Annotated in this window: 15 protein-coding genes; 11 read left to right on the forward strand and 4 right to left on the reverse strand. The window is 31.6% G+C overall.

The features are described 5' to 3' along the window. Window positions 1–244 precede the first annotated feature (244 nt). Genes GQ590_RS03690 through GQ590_RS03705 form a run of 4 tightly spaced genes read left to right on the forward strand, consistent with a single transcriptional unit; the run spans window position 245 to window position 3,515 of the window. Window positions 245–592 (forward strand): HIT domain-containing protein, encoded by a 348-nt coding sequence (locus GQ590_RS03690; protein WP_160406729.1) that lies wholly within the window; start codon window positions 245–247, stop codon window positions 590–592. A 7-nt stretch (window positions 593–599) separates the two neighbouring features. After that, entirely contained in the window at window positions 600–1,250 is a 651-nt protein-coding gene (locus GQ590_RS03695) for a hypothetical protein (RefSeq protein ID WP_160406732.1), read from the forward strand. Beyond that, window positions 1,250–2,293 carry a beta-N-acetylhexosaminidase gene (gene nagZ / locus GQ590_RS03700; protein ID WP_160406735.1) on the forward strand — a complete coding sequence of 348 codons (1,044 nt, stop codon included), beginning with the start codon at window positions 1,250–1,252 and terminating at the stop codon, window positions 2,291–2,293. The genes GQ590_RS03695 and nagZ overlap by 1 nt, the downstream gene beginning before the upstream one ends. Beyond that, the gene (locus GQ590_RS03705) at window positions 2,274–3,515 is read left to right on the forward strand and encodes a sigma 54-interacting transcriptional regulator (RefSeq protein WP_202112858.1); all 1,242 of its coding nucleotides are present in this window, start codon (window positions 2,274–2,276) and stop codon (window positions 3,513–3,515) included. Before nagZ ends, GQ590_RS03705 begins: the two co-directional genes overlap by 20 nt. A gap of 52 nt (window positions 3,516–3,567) precedes the next feature. Here GQ590_RS03705 and GQ590_RS03710 read toward each other — a convergent pair whose 3' ends face one another. Both GQ590_RS03710 and GQ590_RS03715 read right to left on the reverse strand, forming a co-directional pair. Next, window positions 3,568–4,602 (reverse strand): glycosyltransferase, encoded by a 1,035-nt coding sequence (locus GQ590_RS03710; protein WP_160406740.1) that lies wholly within the window; start codon window positions 4,600–4,602, stop codon window positions 3,568–3,570. A gap of 14 nt (window positions 4,603–4,616) precedes the next feature. Further along, window positions 4,617–5,534 (reverse strand): glycosyl transferase, encoded by a 918-nt coding sequence (locus tag GQ590_RS03715; protein ID WP_160422535.1) that lies wholly within the window; start codon window positions 5,532–5,534, stop codon window positions 4,617–4,619. A gap of 196 nt (window positions 5,535–5,730) precedes the next feature. On the opposite strand from GQ590_RS03715, the gene rfbB reads away from it, so the two are divergent. From rfbB to rfbD, 4 genes are read left to right on the forward strand one after another with little or no spacing between them, the layout of a single operon-like run. After that, window positions 5,731–6,792: a dTDP-glucose 4,6-dehydratase gene (rfbB, locus tag GQ590_RS03720; protein ID WP_160406746.1), complete on the forward strand. Its 1,062-nt coding sequence runs from the start codon at window positions 5,731–5,733 to the stop codon at window positions 6,790–6,792. Window positions 6,793–6,805: 13 nt separating this feature from the next. Next, window positions 6,806–7,672: a glucose-1-phosphate thymidylyltransferase RfbA gene (rfbA, locus tag GQ590_RS03725; RefSeq protein WP_065626154.1), complete on the forward strand. Its 867-nt coding sequence runs from the start codon at window positions 6,806–6,808 to the stop codon at window positions 7,670–7,672. 13 nt (window positions 7,673–7,685) lie between these two features. Beyond that, window positions 7,686–8,216 carry a dTDP-4-dehydrorhamnose 3,5-epimerase gene (rfbC, locus tag GQ590_RS03730; protein ID WP_160406748.1) on the forward strand — a complete coding sequence of 177 codons (531 nt, stop codon included), beginning with the start codon at window positions 7,686–7,688 and terminating at the stop codon, window positions 8,214–8,216. A gap of 7 nt (window positions 8,217–8,223) precedes the next feature. Next, a complete protein-coding gene (gene rfbD, locus GQ590_RS03735; RefSeq protein WP_160406751.1) occupies window positions 8,224–9,090 on the forward strand; it encodes a dTDP-4-dehydrorhamnose reductase in 867 nt (288 codons plus the stop codon). Here the strand turns inward: rfbD and GQ590_RS03740 are convergent. Next, complete coding sequence (locus tag GQ590_RS03740) at window positions 9,082–9,975, reverse strand: glycosyltransferase (protein WP_160406754.1); 894 nt, start codon at window positions 9,973–9,975, stop codon at window positions 9,082–9,084. The two genes, rfbD and GQ590_RS03740, sit on opposite strands and share 9 nt — an antisense overlap. A gap of 506 nt (window positions 9,976–10,481) precedes the next feature. On the opposite strand from GQ590_RS03740, the gene GQ590_RS03745 reads away from it, so the two are divergent. The 3 genes from GQ590_RS03745 (at window position 10,482) to GQ590_RS03755 (ending at window position 14,038) form a co-directional block, all read left to right on the forward strand. Beyond that, window positions 10,482–11,438: a UDP-glucuronic acid decarboxylase family protein gene (locus GQ590_RS03745; protein WP_160406757.1), complete on the forward strand. Its 957-nt coding sequence runs from the start codon at window positions 10,482–10,484 to the stop codon at window positions 11,436–11,438. A gap of 15 nt (window positions 11,439–11,453) precedes the next feature. Then, window positions 11,454–12,752: a UDP-glucose/GDP-mannose dehydrogenase family protein gene (locus GQ590_RS03750; protein ID WP_160406760.1), complete on the forward strand. Its 1,299-nt coding sequence runs from the start codon at window positions 11,454–11,456 to the stop codon at window positions 12,750–12,752. Between the two features lie 167 nt (window positions 12,753–12,919). Next, on the forward strand, window positions 12,920–14,038 hold the full coding sequence (locus GQ590_RS03755; RefSeq protein ID WP_160406763.1) for a glycosyltransferase: 1,119 nt from the start codon (window positions 12,920–12,922) through the stop codon (window positions 14,036–14,038). A 307-nt stretch (window positions 14,039–14,345) separates the two neighbouring features. On the opposite strand, the gene GQ590_RS03760 is transcribed toward GQ590_RS03755, so the two are convergent. Then, window positions 14,346–14,612 carry a DDE-type integrase/transposase/recombinase gene (locus tag GQ590_RS03760; protein WP_160406765.1) on the reverse strand — a complete coding sequence of 89 codons (267 nt, stop codon included), beginning with the start codon at window positions 14,610–14,612 and terminating at the stop codon, window positions 14,346–14,348. Window positions 14,613–14,693 lie beyond the last annotated feature (81 nt).

Here is a 14,693-nt window from a genome sequence, read left to right on the forward strand (position 1 = left end):
GGAAGTATCTGTTTTTATGACTGTTTTTTATGAAATTTTTTTGAAAAAGCGTCAAAAAAAGCAGGAAAAACTTTAATAAAATCAATCCCTTTTCTGACCGATTTTTGTGGTTGTAAAAATGCATTGTAAAATGTAACGATTTCTATACATTTTTGTTAGTAAAATATGATATGCTTTCGCGCAATAGAATTGTTATTAATAGATGTTTGTATAACTATATAAGTAAGATAAGAGGAAAGGTTTGATGGCTCAGGAAACTATTTTTAGTAAAATTATTCGACAAGAAATCCCCGCTGATATTGTTTTTCAGGACGATAAGGTGACAGCATTTCGTGATATTTCTCCTCAAGCGCCGACTCATGTGTTGATTATCCCAAATAAACTAATTCCAACCGTTAATGATATTCAAGAAGAAGATGAAGCTGTTATTGGGCATATGATGGTAGTTGCTGCTAAAATTGCCAAGCAAGAAGGTATTGATGAAAGCGGTTATCGTTTAATTATGAATTGTAATAAAGATGCAGGACAAGAGGTTTTCCATCTTCATATGCATTTATTAGGTGGTAAAAATTTAGGTAGATTAATAGGTTAATCATGATATGAAACAGATCAAACGTATATTTGTTGTTAGCTCATTAGCTTTTTTGTTAGCGGGTTGTCATCTTCTTGGGAACTCTCAAAAAACCGAAGTAAAACCGCCTGTTGATGCTAATCAACCTGATGGTACTGGTGTGATTGAAACACCACCGCAAATTGTTAGGCAGACTGATTGGCATTCAATATTATCACCATTTATCAGTAAATTAGTGAGTTCGTCATCTTTAGACTCAGATAATAAGTTGATTTTAATTAGCGATATCCAAAACCGTAGTGGTGATTATCTTGCCAATAATAAAATTGCCGATGCATTACATCAATTAATGCATAAACAAAATACGTTCACTGTAGTTGATCAACAAGCGATAAGCCAAGCTAAACAATCACTGGGTATTTCGGCTGATGATAAGCTTGTGTCACGAGGTAAGATGATTGGTTTAGCTAAGTCGATGAATGCAAATTATGTCCTTTTTACAACAATTTATAAAGTGCCAAGCGAAAGTACTGATGCCGATTTAGCTATGGAATTACTTTCAACGAAAAGTGGCGAAATATTAACTAGAGTTGCGTCGAAAGATTTTCCAAAACCGTCTGATAGCAATAGTAATGCCAATAGTAATGCACAATCAAAACAAATTGGAGATAATCAATAATGGGGCCGTTGTTGATTGATGTTGATGGTTTAACATTAACCCAAGACGATAAAAAGTTGTTACAAAATCCATTGGTGGCAGGGGTAATTTTATTTAGCCGAAATTACCAAGATCCTATGCAACTATACGAATTAATTAAACAAATTCGAGCAGCTAGCTCACAACGTTTATTAATCTCGGTCGATCATGAGGGCGGGCGAGTTCAGCGATTTAGAGAGGGGTTTACAGCAATTCCTCCTGCGCAATCGTTTGCGGCACTTAATAACCTAGAGCAAGCAAAGTCCTTGGCTTTTGATGCGGGTTGGGTTCTTGCTATGGAGTTAATTGCGTTTGATATCGATCTAAGCTATGCCCCTGTTTTAGATTTGGGACATGATTGTCTAGCCATTGGTACACGTTCATTTCATCAAGATGTCGATATTGCTTATCAAGTTGCTTCTGCCATGATTGATGGTATGCATGCAGCAGGGATGAAGACAACAGGCAAGCATTTTCCTGGGCATGGGCATGTGATTGCCGATTCGCATAAAGAAACGCCCGTTGATCATCGTGAAAAATCATTGATTGAACATGATATGCAAATATTTGCTAAGCTTATTGCTGATAAAAAACTCGATGCGATTATGCCAGCGCATGTTATTTATCCTGCCTTTAATGATAAACCTGCTAGCGGTTCGCCATATTGGCTTAAAACAGTGCTTCGTGAGCAATTACATTTTGATGGTGTAATCTTTTCTGATGATTTATCAATGGAAGGTGCTTCAATAATGGGGAATCACGCTGAGCGTGCCCAAGCTGCATTAGCTGCTGGTTGTGATCTGCTTTTGGCTTGTAATAATCGGCAAGGAACGATGGCTATTTTAGAGCAGTTAATGGCGTTAGATAAGGTTAGTCCGCTAACATCAGATAAAGCAAAATGCTTATTAGCTCATACCAAAATCACTTATGATGAATTAATAAAAAATCCTAAGTGGCAAAATCGCCGAGATAATTTAATCAAACTTAATGAGAAGTGGGCAAATTATGCAAGTAGCCATCATTGAAATTGATCATAATCAACATCTGATTGCGTATAATGATACTGCTAGGGTATTGTTGGGGCCTAAGGCTTTGGTATTAAAACAACTTTTTGATTATCAATTGATTTTCAGTTTTGATAATACTGTTAATATTGATAAGCAAGATGATACGATTATTGTTTTAAATTCTCAGCACTTTTTATTGCAAAAGGTGATGGAATCATCTAAAACAATATTTATTTTACAACCTATTGATTATCTAAAAAAACGCTTATCAAAAATAACCGTAGTGGCTTGCCATGCTTTTGATATCTTTGCTACCCAAAGCGTGGTTATGCAAAAACTCATTGCACAAGCGAAAGTGTTTTCTATGCAACGTGAACCGTTATTAATATCTGGCGAAACAGGTACCGGTAAGGATTTATTGGCTAAAGCTTGTCATCAATATAGTCCCCGTGGCGATCAGGCTTTTTTAGCCTTAAATTGTGCAGCCATGCCTGATGAAGTCGTTGAAAGTGAGTTATACGGTCATGCTGCAGGTGCTTACCCCGGCGCAATTGAGAGTAAAAAAGGTTTTTTTGAACAAGCCAATGGCGGTTCAGTATTGCTTGATGGTATTGATGAGATGTCGTTTCAAATGCAAACTAAGTTATTACGTTTTATCAACGATGGCTATTTTCGTCGTGTGGGGGACGATAACGAGGTTTATGTCGATGTTAGAATCATTTGCGCAACAAAGGTTGATTTGGCTGATTTGGTTGAGCAAGGAAAATTTAGAAAAGATCTTTATTATAGGCTAAATGTATTAGCGCTTAATCTACCTTCTTTACAAGAACGCAAAGATGATATGACTCAACTTACGGGTATTTTTGTGAATGAATTTGCCAATAAACAAGGCATCACACCGCCAGCAGTTGACGATAATGCTATTGATTATTTGAAGAGTTATTCATGGCCGGGTAATGTAAGGCAACTTAAAAATATTCTTTATTCGGCATTGGCACAATTGAAAACACCTAAACTAACCGCTAAAGATATCGTATTACCAACCTCAACTCCAACGCAATTGTCTTGGACTAACAATATTGAAAATAAGACATTAGATCAAATGACTAAACAATTCGAGAAAGAGGTTTTATTAAAACTTTATGACAAATACCCAAGCTCAAGAAAACTTGCCAAAAGATTAGGTGTATCGCATACGGCGATAGCGAATAAGTTGAGAGATTATGGGATAGGGCGGTGAATTTTATATAAAACAAGCGAGGAATATTTGCTTGTTTTATACTCTATGAATGTTAATTTAGTAAGGCATTTATTTTGTTAGTTATAAAATTAATGTCTTTATTCAATGAAGCTCTTATAAATATCATAATATGTTTTAAAGGTATTTTGTGCCTCATTCCATAACGCATTATATACAATATATTGCTCAGTTTTTTTGCGTTATTTTTTATAAATAATCGTGTATATATATGCATGTACACTTCTATTATAGGTGGTTTTTCTTTATATAAATAATAGATATTGATATTAAAAAGGTAATCAGACCGTAAAAAATTTATATACTGTATTTTTGTGTTTGGTAATAGATTACTTTTTTGTATACATTTTGTACACTTATTAATAACCTGAGAAAACAATTCAATATATTGTGTACTTATTTTTTTATTGCTAGTTAATGAGTTAGCTCTTTTTCTATAATAATATAAAGGCGTTTTTGAGTAATAAGTTAAATTTGTAGATAATAGTACATCTAATGTTATTAAGTGATCTTCGTGATTTCTTCCTTCAAATCGTAAATTGAGCTTTTCCTTTTTAAAAATATATTTCCAACATGCGCTAGGATATTTTTTATTTTCAACTATATACTTAAATAACTCATTACCCGTGTTAAATCTGATTAAACTATTGTCATTATTATTAAATTCTAGATTCTCTAATTTTTCAAAGTTTTGGTTTTCAAAATAGAATAACTCAATAGCATTACTCATGTTTAAAACTTTTAAAAATGTTGCAAATAAATTAGGATGTAAAATATCATCCGGATCAACAAATTGAATATATTGCCCTGTAGCCTGATTAATTCCAACATTTCGAGCTTGACTAACTCCTTGATTATTCTGATATATATATTTTATATAAGAGGATTTTTGAGCGATTTTTTGAATAACATTAGCAGTGTTGTCAGTAGCACCATCATCTATACATATAATTTCTTTAGGTTGAACAGTTTGTTGAACAATAGAATTGAGACACTGTTCAATGTAATTTTCAACATTATAACAAGGAATAATGATAGAAAGGTTAAGTATTAATTTTTCATTTTCCATAGTAAAAATATCTTTTAAGAAGAAATATTGCTGTTAGTAGGTTTGACATCTTTGTCTATGGATGCGTATGAACGAGGATGCTTTTTTGTTATTACACATTTCAACAATTTTAAAAAGCTTTTAAAACTTAAATTGTCTTTTTTCTTCATTTTATGAGCATAAAATAAATTTCGGCGTACTTCAATTTTAGGATTGCGAGATCGATACATTCGCATTAACATTTTTGCATAAGCGATTTCAAGTCTTGCACGTTCACTAAGTTCATCATAGGAAACTTCACAAGTCATATCATGATACATTTTTCCTATACATAAGCCTTTTAACATCGCAGTTTGTGGTGTTGCATGAATTAAATCAAATAATCGATGGTCTGTATGATAAAAAGCAAATTTTTCATCAAAAACATAATGATGATTAACTAGTAATTTATCAATTAAATCTTTTGATAATGCGGTACCAGAATTGATGGTTCTGGTATTGCTTAGGCTGAATTCCCCTAAAGGTACAACTTTCTCTTTTTGTTCAAAATCAGAAGGAAAACATTGCTTGTCAAATTTTTGCTTAGGGAAAATTGCTGGGCAAATAATTGCATATTGACTATTATGATAGATATTTTGGAAGAAAGAAAAATCAATATTAGAATCTTGATCAAAAATAACAAAAAAATCATAATCTATTTTATTAATAAAATGATTATAAATTTTACTTAATGATAGGTTTCGGACATCTTGATAAATTGATGTTGTTATTCCTTTTTTTTGATTTGATTTTAGATAATTATTAATATCTTGTTTTTCAAGTAAAGTTGGTCCATTATTCCAAATAATCATATTTAATTTAGTGGATTCCAAATTTGCTTGTAAAATTGATTTTAACGTTGCAGAATCAGATAGAGTGCAATTATAAAGCACAGTTAATACATTTATTCTCATGTTGATTTTGAACAAACTAAGCGGTAAAAATATTGTAACAATATAACATATAAAGAATTACGAATACAATGTTTACAAAATGATGAGAAATTCAGTTCTTTTTTGAAAATGTAACGATTAATACCTAATTCTAAATATTGCTATTTATTGGCTTTGTTATTATTATTCCGTGCATAAGATTTTAGAGGATTAATTAATGAAAGTGATTGTTACAGGAGGAGCTGGTTTTATTGGTTCTGCTGTTGTGAGACATATTATTGAACAGACTAATGATGAAGTATTGGTTATTGATAAATTAACTTATGCTGGGAATTTGGAATCATTAGATGAGATATCTAAAAACGAACGATTCCATTTTAAGCAAATTGATATTTGTGACCGAAAATCACTTGATTCTATAATCACTGATTTTCGACCTGATATTATTATGCATTTAGCTGCAGAAAGTCATGTTGACCGTTCTATTGATAATCCTTCTACATTTATTGAAACCAATATAATAGGTACTTATACTCTATTAGAAGCATCTTTGGCTTATTGGAAAACGCTAGAGGCAACTAAACAATCTACATTTCGCTTTCATCATATTTCAACTGATGAAGTGTATGGTGATTTACATGGAACTAATGATTTATTTACTGAAAAAACGCCTTATTCGCCAAGTAGCCCATATTCGGCATCGAAAGCTTCAAGTGATCATTTAGTCCGTGCATGGCATAGAACTTTTGGTTTACCTACAATTATCACTAATTGCTCAAATAACTATGGACCTTATCATTTTCCAGAAAAACTCATTCCATTAATGATACTTAATGCTCTTGAAGGTAAGCCGTTACCTGTATATGGTAATGGTCAGCAAATTAGAGACTGGTTATATGTAGAAGATCATGCAAGAGCACTTTATCTTGTTGCTACTAAAGCAAAAGTAGGTGAGACTTATAATATCGGTGGGCACAATGAACAAAAAAATATTGATGTTGTAAATATTATTTGTGAATTACTTGAAGAACTCGTTCCAAATAAGCCTGATGGCGTTAAGTGTTATAAAGATCTGATTACTTATGTTACTGATCGGCCAGGTCATGATCAACGTTATGCTATTGATGCATCAAAGATCTATCAAGATTTGGGTTGGAAACCACAAGAAACATTCCAAACAGGAATGCGTAAAACAGTAGAGTGGTATCTCAAAAACAAACAATGGTGTGATCATATTAAAGATGGCTCATATGCAAGATCACGACAAGGAATTATTTAATATAGGTAACTTTATGAAAGGTATTGTATTAGCTGGTGGGTCAGGAACCCGTCTTTATCCCATAACTCGAGGTATTTCAAAACAGTTATTACCTGTTTATGATAAACCTATGATTTATTATCCTTTATCTGTACTCATGCTTGCCGGTATTCGTGATATTTTAATAATCACAACACCCGATGATTTACCTATGTTTCAACGATTGCTAGGTGACGGTTCCCGTTTTGGTGTCAAACTAAGTTATGCACAGCAACCTAAGCCAGAAGGTTTGGCACAAGCTTTTTTAATCGGTGAGGAGTTTATTCAAAAACAACGCTGTTCTTTAGTGTTAGGTGATAATTTATTTTTTGGCGAAAGCTTTGGCAAAAAATTGGTAAGAGTTGCAGCTCAAAAAGAAGGTGCAACAATTTTTGGTTATCAGGTAGTGGATCCTGAACGATTTGGGGTTGTTGATTTTGATGAAAACTTTAAAGCATTATCAATTGAAGAAAAACCAATTAAACCAAAATCTAATTGGGCTGTAACGGGGCTTTATTTTTATGATGAAAATGTGGTTGAAATGGCAAAACAAGTCAAGCCATCTCATCGTGGTGAGCTAGAAATTACAACGCTTAATCAGATGTATTTGGATGCAGGACTGTTAAATGTTGAGATCCTAGGACGCGGTTTTGCTTGGCTTGATACAGGTACACATGACAGTTTGCTTGAAGCGTCATCGTTTGTTCAAGTAATAGAAAAAAGACAAGGACTCAAAGTTGCCTGTCTTGAAGAGATTGCTTATCGTAATGGCTGGCTCAGTGCTGAACAGGTGAAAGAAGAAGCCATTAGTTCAGGTAAAACATTATATGGGCAATATTTAGCAAGATTGATAGAACAATAAAATAGGTGGACAAATGGAAGTTATTTCAACGAATATTGCGGATGTAAAAATTATAAAACCGAAAGTGTTTGGTGATGAACGAGGCTTTTTTCTTGAAACTTTCGAACAAAAACGGTATCAAGAAATGTTAGGTATAGAACTTAATTTTGTTCAAGATAACCATTCGCGTTCACAAAAAGATGTGTTAAGAGGATTACATTTTCAAAAGGAAAACCCTCAGGGTAAACTAGTTCGAGTTGTTCGAGGTGAAGTTTTTGATGTGGTTGTCGATATTCGTAAAGATTCTCCAACTTATGGAAAGTGGGTTGGTGTTACCTTAACAGAAGAAAATAAAACACAGTTGTGGATTCCTCCTGGGCTTGCTCATGGTTTTGCGGTACTGTCAGATATTGCTGACTTTGAATATAAATGTACTAATTATTATGACCCTAAGTCAGAAGGCTGTTTGTTGTGGAACGATCCAACAGTAAATATTAGTTGGCCGATTTCAAATCCATTACTATCGGCAAAAGATAAGTTAGGTAAAACATTACAGGAGTTATAGTTAATTGATGAAAGTTTTGTTAACTGGTGCTAATGGTCAGTTAGGCCATTGTTTTAAAGATATCTTTCCTTCAGATTGGCAATTACTTGCCACTGACAGCCAGCAATTAGATATAACTGATGGTTTAGTTGTTGATAATTTTGTTGCCTTGCATAGACCTGATGCCATTGTAAATGCCGCAGCATATACAGCAGTGGATAAAGCAGAAGATGAATATGAATTAGCTTATAAAGTTAATGCTGTCGGTCCTAAGAATTTAGCAACAGCTGCTAAAAAATATCATGCAAAACTAGTTCATGTTTCGACCGATTATGTTTTCGATGGGACTAAACGTTCTCCTTATTTAGAGGATGATTTAACCAATCCGGTTAATGTCTATGGTGAGACTAAACGAGCTGGTGAATTATCTCTCTTAGACAATTATTCCTCTGCAATTGTAATTAGAACCTCTTGGGTTTTTAGTGAATATGGCAATAATTTTGTCAAAACGATGTTAAAGCTTAGTCAAACTAGACCTGAATTAACCATTATTGATGATCAGTTAGGATGTCCAACTTATGCTGGTGATATTGCTAAAACGATTTTAGAAATGCTAATGAATGATATTCAAGGTGGTATATATCATTATTGTGGTGATGAGTACGTAAGTTGGTTCCAGTTCGCATCTAAGATATTTGCAGCAGCTCATGAATTGAATTTTATGACTAATAGTAACGTAACAATAAAGCCAATTTTAACCTCAGCATATCCAACTAAGGCTAAAAGGCCATTATACTCTGTTTTAAATATGGATAAAATAAAACAGTTAGATATAAAAGCATCTGATTGGAACAAAGCATTAATGGATGTGATTCCTTGCATCTATTTAGAGTAATTGATTCATTGTTAGAGGTATACAAGAACGAGGGTGTTTTTTCCTAAAAAGACATTTAGCTAATTTGAGAAATTCTGAGCATGAATACTCTCTTCTTGTAAATTTTCTAAGTAGGTACAAAAAGACATTTAAACGACTTTTTTTATCATAAAAAATTTTGTTTAATACTTTTGAATATTCCATTTCTAGTCTTCTCATAGGGCTTATTTTTTTTCGATCTTGTAAGTTAAAATCTAAAGAATGGTTAATTTTACCTACACATATTCCTTTAAATTCGGTTTGTTTTAATTCTATCAAATCAAGGAAAAAACTGGTATCTATAGCATAAAGTGCATAGCGTTCGTTAAAAATCTCTTGTTTACTTTTACTTATGTACTTTATTAATTGATTAGATAGCGTTAATCCAGATGAGATAGACTCAATTTCTCCCATGGTAAAAACTTTTTTATCAAAAATTTTTCGATTTTCATGATATATCGGGAAACATAATGAATTTTCTTTTGAAATCCATCCGGCAGAATAAACTTGAGGAACAATGACGTCAAAATCATTATTTATCTTAATATTTTGGAAAAAATCATTATTTAATATTGAGTCTTGATCCAAAATAGTGAAAAAATCAAAACTTTCTTGGTTGATAAAAAAATTATAGATTTTACTTAAAGCAATATTGTGAAGATCTTCATAGACTGAAAGGTTAATATTCTTACTATCACAAATAGATTTATATTGTCTACATTCTTGTAAATTAAGTGCTTTTGGGCCATTATTCCATATAATTACATTTAAAGTAATATCACTTCTATCTGAATTTAATAATGATTCGAAAGTTTTAGAATTTTTAATGTTTTCATTGTATAAAATGATTATAGCCGTAATTTTCATTTATGTAGTTATGAGTATTTATTATAACGCTATTATATTCTAACTTTCTATTTTTAGGAAAGATTACTATACAAATTGATAAAATTATACTATTTTAATAAGCTATTTCCTATTTAAAAAAATGTTGATAGAATTTTTATTGATATTTTTATTTAAATTTAAAGAATTAATTCGTTATTTATAGAAACTATTCATGGATTTCTATAACACTAGATTATTATTACTATAGATAATTACAAAAAAATCACAAAAAATATTGTCAATAATACGATAATATAGTTATACTCCCCCAAAAATTATTAAGTTGAATAAGGTTTCGCTTATTTGAAAGGACATGAAAATAGATTTGTTGTTCATTTCAGTATCTGTTAACTTAAAATAAAAATATAATATTTTTTAATTCATACTTAATCAGAAAGATAAATCAATTTAAATCAATTTAAATTAAAGATAGTAATTCATTTTTACTAAAAATCATAACGTCTTTGTTCAATTGGAGATTATAAATGGCAAGCATTTTGGTAACAGGTGGGAGCGGTTTTCTTGGATCAAACTTATGTATAAGGTTGATCAATGAAGGAAATAAAGTTATTTGTGTTGATAATAACTATACAGGTCGAATGAAAAACTTGGCAAGTATCATTGATCACCCAAATTTTTCATTCATCAACCATGATGTTATTAATCCTATTGAAATTGATGGATATTTGGATGAAATTTATCATTTAGCTTGTCCTGCCTCGCCTCCTGCTTATCAGGGTAAAGCAGCCATAATGACAACAAAAACGTGTGTTTATGGAGCTGTTAATCTACTTGAATTAGCAAAAGAGAAAAATGCCAAAATATTATTATCGTCCACATCAGAAGTTTATGGTGATCCGTTAGTTCACCCTCAAGTTGAAAGTTATCGTGGCAATGTAAACCCTAATGGTATAAGAGCTTGCTATGATGAAGGAAAACGTTGTGCAGAAAGTTTATTTTTTGATTATTATCGTGAAGAAAATGTAAGAATAAAAGTTATTCGTATTTTTAATACTTATGGTCCTAGAATGGATCCTAAAGACGGAAGAGTAGTAAGTAATTTTATTTGCCAAGCACTACGTGGAGAGGATATCACCATTTATGGACAAGGCACACAAACTCGATCATTTTGTTATGTGGATGATTTAATTGATGCAATTATCAAAATGATGAAAACTTCAGATGATTTTGTGGGGCCAGTAAATACAGGTAATCCAGGTGAGTTTACGATAAAAGAATTAGCTGAGAAAGTAATAGCCAAAGTTGGTGGAACTTCTAGAATTGTTTATTGTGACTTACCTAAAGATGATCCTACTCAGCGTAAACCAGATATATCTCTAGCGAATGAAAAATTATCATGGCAACCAAAGGTTGATTTAGATCATGGTTTAGACAAAACGATTGAATATTTTAAATCTGAAATAATAAATGAATATGAATAATAGAGGTGATAAATAATGCAAATAGGTATTATTGGTACGGGATATGTAGGACTGCCTACGGGTGTTGGGCTAGCAGAATTAGGCCATAAAGTTATCTGTATTGATAGAGAGAAGTCAAAAATAGAAAAATTGCAAAAAGGTGAAGTTACCCTTTTTGAAGATGGTTTAGAAGAATTACTAAAGAAAAATCTAAAAAATGGAAATATTTCATTTACTACCTCTATGCAAGAAGGGGTTGCAGGGGCAGATATTGTCCTTATTGCAGTGGGCACACCACCACATCCAGTGACTAAAGAAGCCGATATGAAATATGTTCATGCGGCTGCTACTGAACTTGCTCAGTATCTAGATGGTTATACGGTTATTGCAACTAAATCAACCGTTCCTGTTGGTACAGGTGATGATATTGAAATGTTAATATCTAAAAGAAATCCAGAAGCAAAATTTGATGTGGTATCTTTGCCTGAATTTTTGAGAGAAGGTTTTGCCGTCTATGACTTTTTCAATCCAGACCGCATTGTGATAGGAACCGATTCAGAAAAAGCTAAAGAAATATTAACTGAGTTATATAAACCATTCGCTGAAAAATCAAAAATTTTATTTGTAAAAAGAAGATCAAGCGAAACGATCAAATATGCTTCTAATGCATTTTTAGCGATGAAAATTCATTATATCAATGAAATGGCTGACTTTTGTGAAAAGGCGCATGCAGATATAGATGAGGTAGCCAAAGGGATGGGATTAGATTCTCGTATTGGTAATAAATTTCTAAATCCTGGTCCTGGTTATGGAGGTAGCTGTTTTCCTAAAGATACTCATGCCATGCATTTTATGGCTAAGCAAAATGGTGTGGAGCTTACACTGATCGATGCGGCAATAAAAGGCAATGAAAAACGTAAACAGAATATTGCCGAAAAAATTATTGCGAAAGTAAGTAATGTCAAAAATGCTAAAATTGCAGTATTAGGACTCGCTTTTAAAGGTGGTACGGATGATTGCCGAGAAAGCCCCTCAATGGAAATTATTACAGAGTTATTAAAATCTGAGATGAAAATTATTGCCTATGATCCTAAAGGAATGGCAAATGCTAAAGAGTTACTTGACGATAAAATCTGCTATGCTGATGACATGTATTCAGTAGCTCATGGGGCAGATATTTTAGTAATTTTAACTGAATGGGATGATTTTAAAAATTACGATTTAAGCCGTATTGCATCAACAATGAGAACTAAAAATATTTTCGATACTCGTAACCTTCTAAATTGTGATGTTGCTAATAAACTTGGGTTTTCATATTGCAGAATAGGTAACTAAATGAAAATCAATATTATTAATAAAGTGGATTTATATGCGATTTTGTAGTAGAACGATTAATTAACATTATAAATTTATTGTCTTGAATAACTTTATTGATGTATATAGAGGCGCGTTTAATTAATTGTAAAATAATAACCATTTAATTTGAATATTATGAGGCTATAATGTCATTAGATATATCAATTATTGTACCTGTTTACAATTGTGATAAATATTTGAAAAAAAGTATAGATAGTTTATTAAACCAAACAATATCTAACATAGAAATCATTTGTATTGATGATGGATCCATTGATGAGTCGCCTAACATTTTAAAAGATTATGCTAATAAGCATTCACGGATCATTTTGTTAATTCAAGAAAACAAAGGCCCGGCAATAGCTAGAAATAGAGGACTAGCTATTGCACGAGGTGAATACATCATGTTTTGTGATAGCGATGATTGGTATGAGCCAACTATGTGCGAAAAAATGTTAGAAACAATAAGGCTAAAGAATGTCGACATGGTTATGTGTAATTGTAATATAGTAAAATACGAAAAATCATATGACGCACGTGATGATGATATTAATTATCATAAACTAGATATTTTTGGGTATCATTCCTTAAATTTTGAGCTAAGACATAAAGTTAATAGTGTCCTTTGGAATAAAATCTTCAAAAAAAGTATTATTGATAAATTTAATATTGATTTTCCGTCAGGTCATTATCATGATGATATGGCATTTATTTTACAATACCTTTGTTCGTCAAAAAATTTGTATGGGATTGATTGTAATCTATATAATTATGTATTTAGAAGCAATTCGATAATGCATCAAACTTATTTTACAGCAAATCATGAAAAAAAATTATTTGATGTAATTGATGCAATGAGATATTTCTATTTTAAATTACTTGAAACTAATAATTTAGTTGGCCATAAGAAACTTTTTATTTCAAAGTTAGTTTCTATGATTCAATGGGTAATATTAAAATGCAATAACAATGAAGAAAAAATGATTAATTTTTTAAATTATTGTAATGATAAATTAATATTTGATTTAGATCTAAATATTTTTCCTGAAAGCGATGAACGTTATTACTTAAATATGGCAAAAGATAAAAATTACGATTTTTTTAAACGGTTATATAATTTTCAAAAAGAAAACAATATTCCTCATTTGAAACAGGTTAATAAAAAAACCAAAGTTATTAAAGTAATTTTTAGAAAAATATTAGTTATTATTCGTAGTTATTTATTTTTTCCATACTATATTTATCGAATATATAAGAAATTATAAAAGATCTTTTCATGAAATTTTTTAAAAGGCATAAACTGTAGGGAAACGCCGAGTTGTTTAAACATCCTGATTAGAATAATTCTCTAAAAACTCATAAGGCGTTTTCCCTTAAATCGATTTACACGGTTTAAAGCTATTATAAAAATGGATAAAGTATTTATGCTTTTGTTGTCTATCTTTTGCCTCACTAAATATTTATTGATTGTGATCCTCGTCAAAATATTAGCCAGTTTCCTCGTTTTGTAGTAACAGTCATGAATAATATGTGTTTTGAGTGTATGGAAAAAAACTCTCAACAACCGCATTATTAAAGCAGTTGCCTTTTTGACTTATGCCTTTGCCCATATTGTAACAATAACTGCTTGAAATCAGCACTGCAATACTTGCTTCCTTGGTCACTATGAATGAGTAAATTTTTAGGAAAGTGACGCCGAAATGAGGCTTGTTTTAATGTATTACATACTAAATGACGGTCTATGTAGCGACTGGTTTGCCTAGCAATCACTTTTCGTCCATATAAATCGATAATCACCGACAAATATAACCAACCTTCACCCGTTTTAATGTTAGGCATAATAACCAATGGATTTCTACATATGATAGACTAAAGCTAGTATGCATATTCTAAAATTTTTTCTAAAGTATATTGGGGGAA

Origin of the sequence: Gilliamella sp. Lep-s35, from assembly GCF_009795845.1 — a bacterium.
Classification (GTDB): domain Bacteria; phylum Pseudomonadota; class Gammaproteobacteria; order Enterobacterales; family Orbaceae; genus Gilliamella.

What these genes read in the sequence shown, in the direction of transcription:
- GQ590_RS03690 (WP_160406729.1), top strand. Translation starts at nt 245, where the DNA reads ATGGCTCAGGAAACTATTTTTAGTAAAATTATTCGACAAGAAATCCCC.
- GQ590_RS03695 (WP_160406732.1), top strand. Translation starts at nt 600, where the DNA reads ATGAAACAGATCAAACGTATATTTGTTGTTAGCTCATTAGCTTTTTTG.
- nagZ (WP_160406735.1), top strand. Translation starts at nt 1,250, where the DNA reads ATGGGGCCGTTGTTGATTGATGTTGATGGTTTAACATTAACCCAAGAC.
- GQ590_RS03705 (WP_202112858.1), top strand. Translation starts at nt 2,274, where the DNA reads ATGCAAGTAGCCATCATTGAAATTGATCATAATCAACATCTGATTGCG.
- GQ590_RS03710 (WP_160406740.1), bottom strand. Translation starts at nt 4,602, where the DNA reads ATGGAAAATGAAAAATTAATACTTAACCTTTCTATCATTATTCCTTGT.
- GQ590_RS03715 (WP_160422535.1), bottom strand. Translation starts at nt 5,534, where the DNA reads ATGAGAATAAATGTATTAACTGTGCTTTATAATTGCACTCTATCTGAT.
- rfbB (WP_160406746.1), top strand. Translation starts at nt 5,731, where the DNA reads ATGAAAGTGATTGTTACAGGAGGAGCTGGTTTTATTGGTTCTGCTGTT.
- rfbA (WP_065626154.1), top strand. Translation starts at nt 6,806, where the DNA reads ATGAAAGGTATTGTATTAGCTGGTGGGTCAGGAACCCGTCTTTATCCC.
- rfbC (WP_160406748.1), top strand. Translation starts at nt 7,686, where the DNA reads ATGGAAGTTATTTCAACGAATATTGCGGATGTAAAAATTATAAAACCG.
- rfbD (WP_160406751.1), top strand. Translation starts at nt 8,224, where the DNA reads ATGAAAGTTTTGTTAACTGGTGCTAATGGTCAGTTAGGCCATTGTTTT.
- GQ590_RS03740 (WP_160406754.1), bottom strand. Translation starts at nt 9,975, where the DNA reads ATGAAAATTACGGCTATAATCATTTTATACAATGAAAACATTAAAAAT.
- GQ590_RS03745 (WP_160406757.1), top strand. Translation starts at nt 10,482, where the DNA reads ATGGCAAGCATTTTGGTAACAGGTGGGAGCGGTTTTCTTGGATCAAAC.
- GQ590_RS03750 (WP_160406760.1), top strand. Translation starts at nt 11,454, where the DNA reads ATGCAAATAGGTATTATTGGTACGGGATATGTAGGACTGCCTACGGGT.
- GQ590_RS03755 (WP_160406763.1), top strand. Translation starts at nt 12,920, where the DNA reads ATGTCATTAGATATATCAATTATTGTACCTGTTTACAATTGTGATAAA.
- GQ590_RS03760 (WP_160406765.1), bottom strand. Translation starts at nt 14,612, where the DNA reads ATGCCTAACATTAAAACGGGTGAAGGTTGGTTATATTTGTCGGTGATT.